The following is a 15,082-nucleotide window of genomic DNA, read 5'->3' on the forward strand; positions in this document are numbered from 1 at the left end:
CTCGTTATGACAAGTTGAGGCATGATCTAGCGCTCCAGAAATTGCATTTTGTCGGGGCGGTCAACCCATTTTTCGGCTTCCGGAAGGGGGGCAGACGTGGAGTCAATGACCGGCCAGACCTGCGACAGATCGGCATTCAATTGAATGAAATGCCGCTGACCCTCCGGCAGGTCGTTTTCATCGAAAATGGCATCAGCTGGGCACTCGGTGACGCACAGGCTGCAGTCGATACAGGTTTCGGGATTGATTACCAGAAAGTTGGGGCCCTCATGGAAGCAGTCTGTGGGGCACACATCGACGCAGTCTGTGTATTTGCAACGGATGCAGTTCTCGGTGACAACAAAAGTCATGACAGTCTCCTCTCGGGTTGTAGGTAGTTGCCGGGCCAGCCTGGTATTTAACAGGCCGGCCGGATAGCTCAGGCCGCGGCGTCCAGTTTTGAGATGGCCCAGCGGGCCAGTTTGCGTACATCTGGATCGGGGTCATCCAGAGCGGTTACTACGTAGGGCCTGCCATCACTATGTGCAATAGCGCCGAGAGCACCGATAGCCGCCTTGCGCAGATTGCTCATGGCGTCTTTCGAGCATTCGCCCAGTACCGGAATGGACTCGATCGCGCCAAGCCTGCCGAGCGCATCCACTGCTTTTTCGCGAACCTGCCAGAGCTCATCTTTGGTAGCCTCCATCAGGGCGGAAGCGGCCGCCTGATGGTCCAGCTTTCCGATACTGTTGGCAGCCTCGCAGCGGACCTGCCAATGCTCGTCTTTCAACTGGCCAATCAGGGCCTGGCCAACTTGCTGCGGGTTGGCATACACCAGAGCACCAGTGGCAGCACGACGTACCTCCGGGTCTTTGTCGTGCTGAGCTGTTTCTACCAAGGCCGGGAGGTTTTCCGGCTGTTTCAACCAGCCAATAACGGCTACCGCCTCGCGCCGTACGCGTGGATCTTCATCGCCGAGCCGCTTCAGGGCTGGGCGTTGGGCACCGGGATTACGAAGAGGCTTGAGCGCACGAAGGATTCCAGACACGACAAATCCGTCGGTGCTGGTCTCCAGGGCTTCCAGTAAAGGATCAGCAGCTGCCGGATCCTTCAGGTCGGCCAGTGCATGGGCGGCGCTATTACGCACCACTTCATCGCTGTCACCAAGTGCGGCAATCAGAGCATCGGCCATGTCTGCCGCCTCGAATTCATCCACTACCTTGGCGGCTTCCTGGCGCACATTGGTGTCTGGGTCTTTCAGAGCGTGGATAACCAATTCCACGGCTTCCGGCTCACCTGAATCCACCAGGTCCATGACTGCCACCCGACGAATGCCGGGATCGTCGGAGGTGAGTTTTACGGCAATAGCCTGTAGTTCGGGGTCGTCGTACGTTTTCATGGCTTACCTCAGCGCAGCAGGTAGGGAATGTTTACGGTGACGGCGTCTGTGGGGCAGTCCGCCTCACACGGCATGCAATACCAGCATTCGTCGTATTTCATGTGGGCCTTGCCGGTGTCTTCGTTAATCCAGAGCACATCCAGTGGGCATACGTCGATGCACACGGTGCAGCCCTTGTCTGCAATGCACTTGTCCTCGTCGACAATAACGGGAACGCTTGAGTGGTGATTGGCGATAGGCATGTTAGTGTTCCTCTCTCATCATGGAATGTGTTTTCGGAGATATCAGCCGTTGGCGGCTTTTTGGACCCGCATCTTGCGGTAGGCGTCTTTTTCCTCACCAAGAGGTACCAGGTAATCCGCAATCGGCCGCTTGCCACTGGCCATCTGTCCGCTGTCATCCTTGAATAGTCGGCTGTGGTAAAACCATTCGCTGTCGTCTTGATCCGGGAAGTCCACACGGTAGTGATAGAGCCCCCAGCGGGATTCTGTGCGGTAGAGAGAGGCGCGGGCCGCCATTTCGGCGCAGTCGATGATGGACTGGACTTCCATGGCTCTCAGTAGTTCGTGGGGGTCCCGGGCGCAGAGATTGGGTACGTCCTCGCGAACCGCCAGAATCCGCTCCAGGCCAATTTCCATCTTCTTGGTGACTTTGGGGGGCTGTAGGTAATCGTTCACCAGGCGCCGTACTTTGTACTCCATCTGCTCCGGGGGGATGCCGTCTACTCGTTTCATCGGCGCCTGAATACGTTCTAGTTCGCGGGTGATGAAGTCCTCGTCGAGTTTGGGCTCGCTTCGCGATTTCACGAATTCAACCGCGCTCTCACCGCAGATCTGGCCATACACGAATGCGCCTAGCATATAGTTGTGGGCCACACTGGCCATGTCGCCGGCGCAGTAGAGTCCGGGTACGGTGGTGGCGCCGGTTTCATCCGTCCACACGCCGGAAGCCGAGTGGCCGGAGCAGAAGCCCACTTCAGAAATGTGCATTTCCACCATGCGCTGGCGGTAGTTCACGTCGCGGCCTTCGTGGAAGCGACCCCGGGTGGGACGCTCGTTGGTGTGCAGGACAGTCTCGATTTCCTGGATTGTTTCTTCCGCCAAATGATCCAACTTAAGGAACACCGGTCCGGTGCCGGATTCCAGTTCCTTGAAGAACTCCAGCATCATCTGTCCGGACCAATAGTCACACTCAATGAATCGTTCCCCAAAGGCGTTTGCTGTGAAACCACCAAGAGGGCCGGTCACGTATGCACAGGCCGGTCCGTTATAGTCCTTCAGCAGCGGGTTCACCTGGAAACATTCCAGGTTCGCCAGGTCAGCCCCGGCGTGGTAGGCCATAGCATGGCCGTCACCGTTGTTGGCCGGGTTTTCATAGGTGCCGAACAAGTAGCCTGATGTGGGTAGGCCCAGGCGACCGGCGGCACCGGTGGCCATGATCACGGCTTTGGCGCGGATGATGATGGGTTCCGCTGTGCGGGTGTTCACGCCGATCATGCCAGCGATCTTGCCGTCCGGATCTTTCAACAGGCGCGTGGCAGTAAAGCGGTTCTCGATCTGCACCCGGTTACGACGCAGACGACGATAAAGGATCTTTTTGACATTGTGGCCCTCCGGCATGGGCAGCACGTAGGTTCCCAGGTGGTGGACCTTTTTCATATCGTAGTCACCGGTTTCGTCTTTCTGGAAATGTACGCCCCAGCTATCCAGTTTCTCGATCATCGGGAATGAGCGAGTTGCATAGGCCATCAGTGCAGGCTGGTGGACAATGCCGTCGTTGGCGATGGTGATTTCCTTGACGTACTGCTCGGGAGTGGCGTGGCCCGGAACAACGGCGTTGTTCAGGCCATCCATGCCCATGGAGATGGCTCCGGAACGTTTGACATTGGCCTTCTCTAGCAGCATGACGTTTAAGCTGGGATCCTGTTCCTTTGCGGTCACGGCGGCCATGGGACCTGCGGTGCCGCCTCCGATCACCAGAACGTCGGTTTCGATAACAGGAATGTCATTGATTTGCATGATGCGCTCCTATTTCCGGTCAATCCGGAATTGATATTTGAATGAATCGCCGCGATAGCAGAGGTATTCGAAATCGATGGGCCGGCCATCCCGGTTGTGGGTCAGTCGCTCGACACGAAGGATGGGTTCGCCGGCTTTAAGGTTGAGGTATTGCTGGGCTTCGTCGTCCGCCAGGATGGAGTCCAGGCTTATGTCCGCGCCGCCCAGCGAGATGCCGAACAGGTTTTCCAGCATGGGAAAGATGTCGCCGGATAGGTCCAGACTGAACATCTGGCGGCCAACATCCATGGGGAAGTAGCTGTTTTCGATGCATACGGGTGATCGGTTGAGGTATCTCACCCGCTTCACCTCGACAGCTTCGTCTCCGGGTTGCAGGTCAAGCGAGGCGGCGACGGCTTTGGGGGCTTTCATCTGCTGAATGCTGATCACACGAGCAGACGCCTCGTAGCCTTGGGCTGCCATGGCTTCGCCAAAACCTTCTAGCCGCTGCACGTTCTGGACCGCCTTGGGTTTGCTGACAAAGGTACCCTTGCCTTGAGCGCTGAACACCAACCCTTCGTTGTGTAGATCTCTTAGGGCCTGCCTAATAGTGATTCGGCTGACACCAAAGCTGTTCATCATTTCGTTTTCCGAAGGCAAACGCTCATGAACCTCGTAATGGCCATCAAGAATCTGTCGGCGCAGGCTATCTCGAATCTGAACATACAGTGGCAATGGCGAGTGCCCTGCGATTAGTTGGGTTACATCGGGCATGGCATACTCCCCTCCTTGTTATGACAAGTTATGGCGAGTTTGGGTAAACGGAAACTGGACTGATACATGGTTCACCCCGCTCTGTTCTGCTGCTCGAAAGCATTGAGTGTTTCCTTGCGAATCAGGTCCAGACACTGGCGTTTCAGAGCCATGAAGTCGGCACTTGTCAGCAGCGACTGCTCCCGTGGCCGGGGCAGTTTTACGTCAATGTCGGCAATGATCTGGCCAGGGCTGGCACTCATTACGACGATCCTGTCGGAAAGGAACACCGCTTCGTCGATGTCGTGGGTGACGAAGACTACGGTGTTATGGAACTCGCTCCAGATGTCCAGCAGGTTCTCCTGCATCATGATCCGGGTTTGGGCATCAAGGGCCCCGAACGGTTCGTCCATCAGCAGAACGCTGGGATAGTTGGCAAGTGCGCGGGCGATACCGACACGTTGCTGCATCCCGCCGGACAGGGTGTTTGGGTAGGCATTTGCAAAGGCGGCCAGCCCAACCAGTGAAAGGAAAGTTCGAGCGATGCTGTTGGCTTCATCGTTTCCAACGCCAGCCATGAGAGGCCCAAAAGCGACGTTTTCCTGAACCGTTTTCCATGGAAACAGTGAGTGTTGCTGAAATACCATGCCTCGGTCTGGTCCGGGCTCAGTCACAGTATTGCCATCCACTTGGACGTCACCAGTTTTTGGCGCTACAAAGCCAGCAATGGCATTCATTAGTGTCGACTTACCACAACCCGATGGGCCTAGCAGGCAAACAAATTCACCTGGGCGAATCGTGAGGTTGGCGTTCTGGACTGCGACGTGTGGGCCGCTGACAGTGTCGAATACAATGTCGACATCCCGCACTGAGATTCGACCACGTTCGTCATCAGCCTTGCCGGATATAGCGCGTAAACGACTGTGATCAAGTACCGCAAGACGATTGTTACTGACAGGGGTATCGCTCATGACCGGCCTCCCTTTGCCTGCCATTTCAGTAGTGGGCTGCAGGAGTGGCGCACGAGCAGTGTGCACAAAGTTCCAAGCCCGCCGATTGTCAGCATGCCGATGATGATCTGGGGATACTGGATTAGCGTGTAGGAATTCCAGGTGTAGTAGCCAATACCGTACTGGCCGCTGATAATTTCTCCGGCCAGCAAAGAAAACCAAGCAACGCCCATACCGATTGCAAGGCCAGCGACAATAGATGGCATCGCACCGGGCAAAATCACATGCCAGAGAATGGCGGTTCTGCTGGCTCCCAGGCTACGTGCTGCCCTGATGAGTACGCTGTTGGTTTGTTCCACCCCGTGAACCGTGTTTAGGATTACCGGGAACAACGCTCCCAGAAACGTGATGAAAATGATGCTGGACTGCTCGGTCGGCAACATCAGTATCGCCAGCGGAATCCAGGCTACAGCGGGAATTGGCCGCAGCAGTTCGATGTAGGGGAGGATGATGTCCTCGGCCCAGCGCGAACGTCCCATGGCCACACCTAGAACCACACCAACAACAACGGCCAGAACATAGGCAATGGCAACACGTTCAAGGCTATGGAGAATGTGAAGATAGAATTCCTGTCCCGTCAGTTCTGACATCAGTGCGGCACCAACCACGGAGGGCGCGGGAATGTTTTCGAAGTTGATGTAAAAATGAAAGCCTTTGGTGGAGGCCAGTTGCCAGAGCACCACTGCTACGATCAGTGCCATCGTGCGCACGAGATACCGAACTCCGGTGGTTTTCATCCACACCCGGGCCGGCAGCCGTGATTCGTTGTTTGCCTGCTTCTGCATTGTGGGCAATACCGGTTTCGACTCCCTCGCGGCCGATTGGCCGACAGTAGGTTGGAGCGGGGGTTCGGCTACCGGCTCTGTCCTGATTGCAGCGTTACTTTTGCTGTCCATCGTCTTCACTCCTGGAACCAATGCTACGCAGGCGCTGTTGCTAGCCTGCGTAGCAAAGGATCAGTGGGCCATTGCGAGGGTATTGCCCGGAACTACCGGGGTGCCTCCGTGATTTGCTATGTGCTGCTCCGAGTCGACTTTCTTGAGGAAAGCGACTACTTCTCCGTCGTCTCCGCGCACTAGGTAGGCAGCCTTGCCAAACAATTTCAGGCCGGTGAGTTTGTCGTACACGTAGGTCGCGTTGATGGTGTCACTGGATGCCTCCATTGCGTTGAGCATTTCGGCAATCGAGTCATAGGTGACAATGCCCTTGCCCTCGAACCAGATTTCAGCTGGTTTGAAAGCAGGATTGTCGGGTTGCGTGGCCACCACAGAACTGACCAGGGCGTCGTAATCCAGGCTCATGGCCTGATAAGCCGCGCGAAGATACGTGTCGTCCACCCAACGGTTAAAATCGAGGTCCGGCACGCCCACTTCCCGTTTCAGCAGGTCCAGGTCGTACTTCATGGCATCGACCCATTCGTCTTTGATGCTGGCTTCGGCTGTGGTAATGCCCCCCTCACTGAAGTAGAGGTAAAGAACTTCCTTTTCCACGCCGGTCCATTCGGCCACTTTTACGGCCGCTTCCATGGGGTTTTCCTGGATCCATTTCTGGGCTTCAAGAGTGGCCTTCAGCACGCCCTCCACTACCTCGGGGTACTGCTCCGCGTAGCTCTCACGAACCACAATGCCGTGGAAGGTCGGAATTTCTGCCTCGCTGCCGTCGTAGATCTTGCGGCCAGTGGCGCGGAACTCCATGATTTCTGACCAGGGGCAGAAATCAGCATGGGCGTCGATGCGTCCGGCCTGAATATTCGCGGCGCCAACTGCAGGGCTCTGGTTAACAATCTGAACCTTGTCGCTTAGTCCAGCCTCGCTCAGTGCTTTTAGGGTCATGCCCCATGCGGCGCTACCTACGGGTACCGACAATGTCTTTCCCTCCAGGTCCGCCAAACTCTGGGCATCGGAATCGATGGGCACAACTATGCCATTACCGGTACCTCTGAGGTTGTAGCCAGTTACGGCAATAAATCGGGTTTCCTGTTTGCCGGTTTCCTGGAATTTGGCACCATTGACGATAAGGGGGTAGTCCCCCATCACTCCGAAATCCAGCTTGCCAGCCAGCATCTGGTTAGTGATGGGCGGTCCTGAATCGTAGTCCCGGTAGACAATTTCATAGTTGACGTCTTCGTACTTGCCAGTGGTTGGCAGATGCTTCTCCAGCAGGTGCAGTTTCTCCAGTACAATTCCGCCGGAAACTGTGTTGGTCACCATGCTCTGGTGGCCGATACCAACGCGAATGGTCTCTGCGGATACTGCACTGGCAGAAAACACTACCGATCCCCAAAGGATTATGGTTGTAAGGGTTTTTGCCTCTCTCATCGTTTTATCCTTCCCGTTTGGTTGCACTTGTACTAACAGGTCATGATCCCTGTTATAGGTGTTGCACCTGCTGTGCCAGATAGCTGCGAGCGGTTTGAAACCTTTTGTTTTTATTGGAGTAAAAAAAAATCGAAACGGGGGAACGGTGGAAAATTGGATGATGAGACGGCGCCCGTGTTTGGTGCGAAGGCGTCTGGGCGGTTCCACGACGGCGCAAAGTGATTTCAGAGCGCTATAACAAGTAGCGCAAGTTGTGCTTGGCCATGTCGTAGTTTTGTGTCGCGATTGGAGATGGTTTTACTGCAATGACTCATGGGCCTTGGAAAATAGGTGGCAGTAGCTCTTGACCCTGCGAGGTGGGGCCATAACGTCAGAGTGTGTCTGGTGTCCGCAGGGCCTGTTCGGCATTCAGTCCGAACGTGATAACGCCGTAGGGGACGCCATTATCAAAGGGTGCGACCGGGGCGCTGACCATGATCTGGAACTGCGATGTGGACGCATCATAGGCAATCGGTGAAATATACAGTGCGTCTGTACCCGACAGACCTCGTCGGGAGTTCTGCAAAACGGTCTGGAATTTGATTTCATCACCCTGCCAGTAGTCAGACGTCAGCTGGCTCATTGCCGCCAATGTGCCCATCCTGTTCATCACAATGGTCTCGGTGACCAGCCCTTTCTGGGCAACCTGCCATCCAAGCAGGGCTTTTGAACCGGGTGAATCCAGAATGCGTTCGGCCAATGATGTTGGGGAGAATGGAGCCAGCGCCTGCCACATACTGTCGAGTGTCATGACATCGGAAAAACTGTCGAGGTGCGGGCCCGCAGCAATCATCTGGTTAATGTCGAGAGCGCTTTTCATCTCCGAGATCAGCCTGCCTGACAGTGTTTTTATCCGGTGTTGTTCCTCCGGAGACAAGGCAATCTGCCCCGCCATGCAGGACTTCAGCATGTGGTTGAATGTGGGGAGGAACTTTGGGTGGTTGGACGCGAAGGTCTCGCTCAGGTACAGATAAAGAGGCGCATAGCGAACAAAAGCCGGGGCCAGATCTATGGCGGTTGATGGGGTTGCTGCGCGCAGACCTGTCATTACCCGCTCATCCATGAGGGCCGTATCGATGCGTCCTTTTTCAAGCAGGGCCAGTAACTGGTGCGGCGAAGACACACTGAGAAAAATCCTGAAGTCGTGCGTTTCAAGCCAGGCTTTCTCATTGCTGCCATCGACCACTCCGATGCGCCGGTCGTCAGTGGGTGCCGGATCTTCCGCCGAGAAAAAGTACCACTTTTCCAGGGCCACGGGGTTGCTCCGTTTTGCAACGTTGTCCAGCTCTGTTGATGGATCAATGGCGAAGTACCCGTCGATCAGGTTGCGTTGCAGTGCGTGCAAGGCGCGGTTCTGAGGAGTAACCCGGATCCGGGTTGACCAGCCGGCAAGATTCGCGGCACATACCACGGTATTCACCGTTTCGCCGGATATCTGACTGATTGCACCTTGTTCGTCACCCGCTACCTGATAGGGCGGATTCTCAAAGGTATAGAGGTTCAGCGTTGGGGCCTGAGCCATACAGATGGCAGATGTCACTGACATCGTCAGGCCTACAGCCCATTGAAAAGTCATCGTGAAGACTGCGTCCATGTTGTCAACAATGATAAAAACAGGCTAGCGCGCCTTTTTTGCTCTTACCTCAGGAAGTATAGACACAATTTGATAACGGTGACGAACAGCCAAAATTAGCGCTGACGAAACTGATCAGGGACTTGGGCTGGGCCGGGCCCGGACGATGACCGATGCCGGGAGCTACAGCTGCTCCAGATTCGCCAGCAGATACTCGGCGCGCTGGAGCAGCGCTTCCCGCCGTTCCGGTTTCTGTTTGTCCCAGTTACGGTACATCATGCCCATACGCGGGTTTTTGGCGAAGTCGCCCCGGTGCCGGTCGATAAAGTGCCAGTACAGGGCATTGAACGGGCAGGCGTCTGATTCTGTGGATTTGTTTACCTTGTAGTGGCAGTTGGCGCAGTGGTCTGACATGCGCTGGATATACTTGCCGCTGGCGGCATAGGGTTTGGAACCCAGGTAGCCACCATCGGCGTGCATGACCATGCCCAGTACGTTGGGCAGCTCCACCCAGTCATAGGCATCGGCATACACCGCCAGGTACCAGTCGCAGATTTCCTCCGGTTTTATGCCCGCCAGCAGCGCGAAGTTGCCGGTTACCATCAGCCACTGGATGTGGTGGGCATAGGCGTTGCGGCGTGTTGCATCAATGGCCTTGTGCATGCAGCGCATCCTGGTATCGCCGGTCCAGTAGAACCAGGGCAGGGCGCGGGTGTTGCCCAGGCGGTTTTCCCGGGCGTAAGCCGGCATGTTCATCCAATAGATCCCCCGCACAAACTCCCGCCAACCCAGAATCTGCCGAATGAATCCTTCCACCGCATTGATCGGAGCCCGCCCTGAGTACCAGGCCTGAGCCGCCGCTTCGCAAGCAGCGAGAGGATCCAGCAGACCGCTGTTGATATAGGGAGACAGAATCGCGTGAAACAGCCAGTCCTCGGTGTCAGACATCGCATCCTGATAATCACCGAAGCAGGGCAGGGCAAAATCGATGAAATGGTCGAGCGCGGCCTGTGCGTCTTCTGCCACGACCGCAAAATGAAAGTCGTCAGTGGTGCCAAAGTGATCGCCGAAGTGTTCGTCAACCAGCGCAATCACATCGCGGGTGACCTCGTCCGGTTCAATACGAAATGGCGCGGGTGCCGCGGGCTTGCCCGCCCACTTTTTCCGGTTGTCCGCATCGAAATTCCACTGCCCGCCCTCAGGCTCGCCTTCGGGCGTCATCAGTAAGCCGGTCTTGCGTCGCATTTCCCGATAAAAGAATTCCATCCGCAACTGCTTCCGGCCTTCGGCCCAGTCGGCAAATTCCTGCTTGGTGGCAATAAACCGCGTATCCGGACGAATTTCCACGGGTAGGCCGAGGCGTTCATGCCAGCCGCTGATCTGTTCATGCAGCCGCCACTCCCCGCATTCCGTGGTAATCACCTTGTCCGCTTTTATCCTCTGAATCTGTTCGGCAACCACTGCCTCAAGGCTCTGAAGTTGATTGTCCGGATGGTAGACCTGGTAATGCACCCGCCAGCCTTCATCCTCCAACTGTCTGGCGAAGTGCCGCATAGCACTGAACAGCAGAACGATTTTCTTCTTGTGGTGGTTGGTGTAGCTGGCCTCCTCGTGGACTTCAGCCATCACGACGAGATCCTGATCCCTGTCGGCGTTTTCGAGTGCACTGATATCTCTCGCTAGTTGATCACCCAGAATCAGAATCAGGTTTGCCATGTCGGGACTGTTCTCCATATATCGGGCTCCACGCACAGTGATGCCCACAAAGGGGTAAACGAAGTACGCCAACAGCCCAAGGGTGGTTCATAAGCCAGGCTGATAAAATGAAACCATCAGTCACCTGACCCGCATCAAAATGCGAGTGAGGGGATTGCCCTAAAATGCCGGCAAATCCTGGATGATCCCGTTATACCCCAGAGCACTTAATATGATTTCCATCCCCGCACTCAAAGCCCAAAATTCAACATTGCCAGAATTCATCTGGGACGACGCCCTTATCCGCCGCTACGACCTCAGCGGCCCAAGGTACACCTCCTACCCAACGGCCGTTGAGTTCAACCAGAGTTACCCGGTCGAGGAGATGGTAAAGGCGGCGGCCCGAAGCAAGGCCATTGGCAGTCCTTTGTCCCTCTATACACACTTGCCGTTCTGCGCGCATCTTTGCTACTACTGCGCCTGTAACAAGGTCATCACCAAGAAGCGTGACAAGGCCATGCCCTACGTGGAGCGTTTGCTGAAAGAAGCGGCTATCCAGTCAAAACTGTTCGGCGCTGACCGGCCGGTTACCCAACTGCACTGGGGGGGCGGCACACCCACGTTCCTGCCGAAAGATGTCATGGAACACCTGATGGCCGGGTATGGCGAACTGTTCAACCTGCAGGCCAGTGAAGAGCGGGATTACAGTGTCGAGATCGACCCGCGGGAAGTGGATCAGGATACCCTGCCCACACTCTGGGATCTCGGCTTTAACCGGATCAGTCTCGGCGTTCAGGATGTGAACCCGGAGGTTCAGAAAGCGGTGAACCGTATCCAGCCCCGGGACATGACCGAATCTGTGCTCAATGAAGCGCGCCGCATCGGCTTCCGTTCTATTAACCTGGACCTGATCTACGGCCTGCCACATCAGACTCCGGAGAGTTTCGCCGAGACCCTGGAAGCAGTCATTGAAATGTCACCGGACCGGCTTTCTGTATTTAGCTACGCGCACCTGCCCGATCGGTTCTATCCACAGACCCGCATCCAGGAGAATACGCTGCCGAGCCCGCAGCAAAAACTGACCATCCTGCACAACACGATCAATCGGCTCCTGGAAGCCGGTTACGAATACATCGGCATGGACCATTTCGCCAAGCCGGACGACAGCCTTGCCGTGGCCCAGCGCGAAGGCCGCCTGCACCGGAATTTTCAGGGTTACACCACCCATTCCGAGTGCGACCTGGTGTCCCTGGGCGTATCGGCTATTGGCCAGACCGACGATGCCTATTTCCAGAACAATCACGACCTGCCTTCCTGGGAAGCGGCGATTGATGCTGGCCAGCTGGCTATTACCAAGGGCGTAAGCCTGACCCGTGATGACCGGATCCGCCGTTGGGTGATCGGCCAACTGATCTGTCAGTTCCGGCTCGACCGCCAGCAGTTTGCAGACACTTGGGCTGAGGACTTCGACCGCTACTTTGCCGATGAACTTGCCCGCTTGCGCCCGATGATCAGGGATCAACTCGTGGCGGACAAGGGACCCGCGCTGCAGGTCGAGCCTGCAGGACGATTGCTGATTCGGGCTATCTGTCAGATCTTCGACCTGTATCGTAAAGAAGGCGCGAGCCAGCGCTTTTCACGCATTATCTGAGATCAGTCTCCCGGGCATGGATCTGTTCGGGGCTTGATCTGGATAAACCGGCATCTCTGGCGTGGGCTTTGAGTTTGCTACAGTGTTGTTCCGGGTCATTCGATGGCCGAACGTTTTTTGTTTGGAACAGCTGGAGGAGGGCGCTGATGGATATTCACCTGAAACGAGCCTACGACAAACCTGCACGCTCCGATGGCCCGCGAGTACTTGTTGATCGTATCTGGCCCCGAGGGGTTGCCAGGGAAGATGCCGACCTCACCCTGTGGCTGAAAGGGCTGGCGCCTTCCACGGAACTGCGCAAGTGGTTTGGCCATGATCCCGGGAAATGGCTGGAATTTCGGAAGCGATATCTGAGGGAACTGTCTGCGCCGGAAGCTGGTGAGGATCTTGAGAAGCTCAAAGGGTTGTTCGCAGAATACCGTCGCATCACCCTGGTGTTCGGGTCTAAAGAGACCAAGCACAACAATGCCGTTGCGCTACGGGATTTTATCTTGAACGGCCATCTCATTGGCGACGAGGGTGAAAATTGAGAGGACCTTGCCGGTTAAAGCCGCCCGCACAGATATCAAAGGGCTTTGTTTAACCGCCGGTCATATTCATGAAGCGCAGGATCTGAACATCTCCGTTGGTGGCAAAGTGATGGCGTTCCGGCTTCAGATCCATGGCATTGATGATGGTTTGCCGCAGCTTGTCGTCCGTTACCGGATTGCCGCGAAGCACTCTGAGCAGATCCACCGAATGCTCGTTTCCGAGGCACAAAAGCAGTCGACCCTCAACGGTGACCCTCACCCGGTTGCAGGTGGAACAGAAGTTGTGGGAATGGGGAGATATGAAACCAACCCGGGTTTCGCTATCTTTCATCCGGTAGTAGCGGGCGGGACCGCCGGAGTCCTCGGTAGCCGGGACCAGTTCATGATGCTTGCGGATAATGTCCCGCACTTCTTCGCTGGTGCACAAGGCGAGGCCCCGGTCATGCTCGGAAATCTCGCCCAGTGGCATCTCTTCGATGAAGCTGATATCCACGTGTTTCCTGCGGGCGAACTCGATCAGCTCCGGGATTTCTTCATCGTTACGGCCCTTCATGACAACCGTGTTGAGTTTGATGCCTTCGAAGCCGGCTTCGCGGGCAGCATCAATGCCCTCCAGTACCTGACTCAGTTTGCCGGTGCGGGTGATGCTGCGAAACTTTTCCGCGTCCAGTGAGTCGATACTGATATTCAGCCGATGTATTCCGGCCTTGCGGAGAGACTCTGCCATGGCTGGCAGCTGGCTGCCGTTGGTGGTCATGGCGAAGTCTCGCAACCCATAGGTGCCGATCTCCCTGACCAGCTCCAGAATGTCCTTGCGTACCAGCGGCTCGCCGCCGGTCAGCCGGATTTTTTCCGTTCCCAGGTCGACAAAGTTGCGGGCAATCCGGGCAATTTCCTCAAGCGTCAGAACCTGCTGGCGGGGCAGAAACGTCATGTCCTCGGCCATGCAGTAGACGCAGCGAAAATCACAGCGGTCAGTGACGGACAGGCGCACGTAGTTGACGGTGCGGCCAAAACGGTCAGTCAGCTTGCTCTGGGACATCGGGTTGGTCCTGTTGCCGATTGTTCTTTAAATCGAGTGTAGGTTAAGTATTACAGATCGGATCACCAATTCCGATACCCCCTGAAAAGTAAGCCGTCACGGGCCTGGTGTTTCTGAGCCGTCTGGGCAGACCTGTACACTGAATCCCGGTAGAATAGATGCAGTTATCAACCTTGGTGAGAACCACGCTATGGGCGATCGTTTGGGGAAAACCGGTTTTCGGGTTCTTGCGTATATATCGGCAGGACTGGCTGTAGTGGGTGTAGTTTTGCCGCTGCTGCCAACCACGCCCTTTGTCCTGTTGGCCGCGTTCTTCGCCAGCAAGGGATCACCGGCGTTTGCCCAGTGGCTTGAGGACCATCCCAGGTTTGGTCCGGCAATCGACCAATGGCGCACGCGTCGCGCAGTCCCTGCGAGAGCCAAGGTTCTGGCCTGCAGCATGATGGCCCTGAGTTGGGGGATGCTGTTAGCGCTTGGGGCGTCTGGTGTGGTGCTGGGGTTTTCGGGTGTATTTTTGTGCGGTACCGCCTGTTACCTGCTGACACGACCTTCTTACTGAACCACCTGGATACCGACTGGAGTATTGAATGCACATCACCCGTTACACGGATTATTCGCTTCGCGTGCTGATTTATCTGGCAGTGCAGGGTGATCGTCTGGCGACGATTCAGGAAATCGCGGACAGCTATGATATTTCCAAGAACCATCTTATGAAGGTGGTTCATCAGCTCAACAAGAAAGGTTACATCGAAACCATCCGGGGCAAGAAAGGCGGAATGCGTCTGCACCGGTCTCCGTCCGATATCAACGTCGGTATCCTGGTCCGGGAGACCGAACAGGACCTGAGCATCGTGGAGTGCCATACCTCCAATAACGCCTGCAAGATCACGCCGGTATGTGGTCTTAAATCAATGTTCGGGGAGGCATTGAAAGCCTTCCTTGAGGTCCTCGACAAGTACACCCTGGCCGATGTCATCCAGGAGCAGCACCGTCCCCAGCTGCTTCGTATTCTTCAGATCGCCTGATCCGGCCAGGCGACTGTCTGAAATCTGGCCGGGCAGTTCCGGATACAGGCGCGCTCCATGACAAAACCAGG

General features: G+C 56.0%; 15 protein-coding genes. 4 read left to right on the top strand and 11 right to left on the bottom strand.

The features are described 5' to 3' along the window. Positions 1 to 26 precede the first annotated feature (26 nt). From fdxA to KO499_RS07285, 10 genes are all read right to left on the bottom strand, one after another. Positions 27 to 350 carry a ferredoxin FdxA gene (gene fdxA, locus KO499_RS07240; protein ID WP_215983024.1) on the bottom strand — a complete coding sequence of 108 codons (324 nt, stop codon included), beginning with the start codon at positions 348 to 350 and terminating at the stop codon, positions 27 to 29. Between the two features lie 68 nt (positions 351 to 418). Continuing rightward, the gene (locus KO499_RS07245; protein WP_215983025.1) at positions 419 to 1,378 is read right to left on the bottom strand and encodes a HEAT repeat domain-containing protein; all 960 of its coding nucleotides are present in this window, start codon (positions 1,376 to 1,378) and stop codon (positions 419 to 421) included. Between the two features lie 8 nt (positions 1,379 to 1,386). Next, positions 1,387 to 1,620: a 4Fe-4S dicluster domain-containing protein gene (locus KO499_RS07250; RefSeq protein ID WP_131479546.1), complete on the bottom strand. Its 234-nt coding sequence runs from the start codon at positions 1,618 to 1,620 to the stop codon at positions 1,387 to 1,389. Between the two features lie 42 nt (positions 1,621 to 1,662). Further along, a complete protein-coding gene (locus KO499_RS07255) occupies positions 1,663 to 3,396 on the bottom strand; it encodes a fumarate reductase/succinate dehydrogenase flavoprotein subunit (protein WP_215983026.1) in 1,734 nt (577 codons plus the stop codon). A 9-nt stretch (positions 3,397 to 3,405) separates the two neighbouring features. Then, on the bottom strand, positions 3,406 to 4,149 hold the full coding sequence (locus KO499_RS07260; RefSeq protein WP_215983027.1) for a GntR family transcriptional regulator: 744 nt from the start codon (positions 4,147 to 4,149) through the stop codon (positions 3,406 to 3,408). Between the two features lie 71 nt (positions 4,150 to 4,220). Beyond that, positions 4,221 to 5,099 (bottom strand): ABC transporter ATP-binding protein, encoded by an 879-nt coding sequence (locus tag KO499_RS07265; RefSeq protein ID WP_215983028.1) that lies wholly within the window; start codon positions 5,097 to 5,099, stop codon positions 4,221 to 4,223. Beyond that, complete coding sequence (locus tag KO499_RS07270) at positions 5,096 to 5,875, bottom strand: ABC transporter permease (protein ID WP_228339844.1); 780 nt, start codon at positions 5,873 to 5,875, stop codon at positions 5,096 to 5,098. Before KO499_RS07270 ends, KO499_RS07265 begins: the two co-directional genes overlap by 4 nt. 219 nt (positions 5,876 to 6,094) lie before the next feature. Further along, positions 6,095 to 7,456: an ABC transporter substrate-binding protein gene (locus tag KO499_RS07275; protein ID WP_215983030.1), complete on the bottom strand. Its 1,362-nt coding sequence runs from the start codon at positions 7,454 to 7,456 to the stop codon at positions 6,095 to 6,097. Positions 7,457 to 7,826: 370 nt separating this feature from the next. After that, positions 7,827 to 9,041, bottom strand: a complete 1,215-nt coding sequence (locus KO499_RS07280) for a substrate-binding periplasmic protein (protein WP_215983031.1) — start codon at positions 9,039 to 9,041, stop codon at positions 7,827 to 7,829. 210 nt (positions 9,042 to 9,251) lie between these two features. After that, entirely contained in the window at positions 9,252 to 10,784 is a 1,533-nt protein-coding gene (locus KO499_RS07285) for a cryptochrome/photolyase family protein (RefSeq protein WP_215983408.1), read from the bottom strand. 211 nt (positions 10,785 to 10,995) lie between these two features. Between KO499_RS07285 and hemN the strand changes: the two genes are divergently transcribed. Both hemN and KO499_RS07295 read left to right on the top strand, forming a co-directional pair. After that, the gene (gene hemN, locus KO499_RS07290) at positions 10,996 to 12,414 is read left to right on the top strand and encodes an oxygen-independent coproporphyrinogen III oxidase (protein ID WP_215983032.1); all 1,419 of its coding nucleotides are present in this window, start codon (positions 10,996 to 10,998) and stop codon (positions 12,412 to 12,414) included. Between the two features lie 146 nt (positions 12,415 to 12,560). Next, positions 12,561 to 12,944: a DUF488 domain-containing protein gene (locus KO499_RS07295; RefSeq protein ID WP_215983033.1), complete on the top strand. Its 384-nt coding sequence runs from the start codon at positions 12,561 to 12,563 to the stop codon at positions 12,942 to 12,944. Positions 12,945 to 12,993: 49 nt separating this feature from the next. On the opposite strand, the gene moaA is transcribed toward KO499_RS07295, so the two are convergent. After that, positions 12,994 to 13,986 (bottom strand): GTP 3',8-cyclase MoaA, encoded by a 993-nt coding sequence (gene moaA, locus KO499_RS07300; protein ID WP_215983034.1) that lies wholly within the window; start codon positions 13,984 to 13,986, stop codon positions 12,994 to 12,996. A gap of 190 nt (positions 13,987 to 14,176) precedes the next feature. Here moaA and KO499_RS07305 point away from each other — a divergent pair, with 190 nt between their 5' ends. Further along, on the top strand, positions 14,177 to 14,545 hold the full coding sequence (locus tag KO499_RS07305; RefSeq protein WP_215983035.1) for a YbaN family protein: 369 nt from the start codon (positions 14,177 to 14,179) through the stop codon (positions 14,543 to 14,545). Positions 14,546 to 14,573: 28 nt separating this feature from the next. Further along, complete coding sequence (locus tag KO499_RS07310) at positions 14,574 to 15,011, top strand: RrF2 family transcriptional regulator (RefSeq protein WP_215983036.1); 438 nt, start codon at positions 14,574 to 14,576, stop codon at positions 15,009 to 15,011. The last annotated feature ends 71 nt before the right edge of the window (positions 15,012 to 15,082 follow it).

Source organism: Marinobacter sp. F3R08 (genome assembly GCF_018860425.1).
In the GTDB taxonomy this organism is placed as follows: domain Bacteria; phylum Pseudomonadota; class Gammaproteobacteria; order Pseudomonadales; family Oleiphilaceae; genus Marinobacter.